Raw genomic sequence first — 1006 nt, 5'->3', positions numbered from 1 at the left:
GTCCGGCATGAAGGTGACCACCTGGTCGTTATGGCGAAAAATCGAGCGCGGTGCCCCCGTCAGCGTTTCTACCCGCTCCATTTGCTGGTCGCCCTCGCAAACATGCCAAATCTTCGCACTGGACATGGCACCACCGGAAGAGACGACAAAGGTGCCGATGTATGAGCGCTTTTTGGAAGCCTCGTGCATGCGCATCAGCCAATCGTTGATGTTGCGGGATTCCACGGGCGTCGCAGCAGGGGCCGGCGGCGGCACCTGTGCCGCTACAAAATTCATAGCTGGCAGCGCACATCCCGCAAGGGCTAGAAGGCGAAATAGCTTGAATTTCATGAGGTTTCCAAAGCCCGGCGACAAGCAGGCGCCCGCTCAGCGTCCTGCATTTTGCGGCGTTTCAAAGGTGGCATTGCGCAAGAAGCCCGAGGGCTCCTGCAGGGCCGATGTGCCCCCCAGCTGCTTGTGTGCAGCCAGCAGTTCCTCCAGCCGGGCATCCCGCACCATTGGGCCTTGGGGCGAAGCAACCAACACCTGTTGTGACAGTGGCGCCTGGGCAAGCTGCGGCGCCGAGCCGGGTGCCAGCAAGCCGGAGGCATTCCACGCAATGGCAGCCACCGCGGCGAGTGAGGCAAATCCTGCTACCAGCTTCCAGCGGAAATCGCTGTCATTGGCGGCTTCGCCATGCGGTTGAGACATTGCTTGCACGGGTACCTGAACAACATCCAGAGCCGGAACAGCAGGATGAAAATTCGAACCGGCCGGGGTTTCCTGGGCAAGGCGCTGGTTCAGGCGCGCCAAAAAGGCCATGTCCACCCCTTTGGTCCGAAGCGCAGGCGACCGCAAGGCATCGCCAATCAGGTGATAGGCGTCCCAGGCGGCGACCGCTGAATCGTCGCGCCGGCTGGCATCGAGCGCAGCCACAAGTTCGTCCCCGTCCAATTGGCCATCGGCCAGGGCAGACATGAGTTCGCTGGTTTGCATTGACGGTTTCATCATGTTCGTGGGCAGCGGA

At 61.3% G+C, this 1006-nt stretch carries 2 protein-coding genes; both read right to left on the bottom strand.

Going from position 1 to position 1006, the window contains the following annotated elements:
* On the bottom strand, nt 1–330 hold a 330-nt coding region (locus tag AC1D1X_RS24280), incomplete at its 3' end, for a sigma-E factor regulatory protein RseB domain-containing protein (protein WP_477699484.1).
* Nucleotides 331–366: 36 nt separating this feature from the next.
* The coding region (locus AC1D1X_RS24275; protein ID WP_477699483.1) for a sigma-E factor negative regulatory protein at nt 367–1006 on the bottom strand (640 nt) is incomplete at its 5' end.

It is taken from the genome of Polaromonas sp. P1_G4 (assembly GCF_056405475.1).
This window is presented reverse-complemented; position numbering and strand designations above follow the sequence as displayed.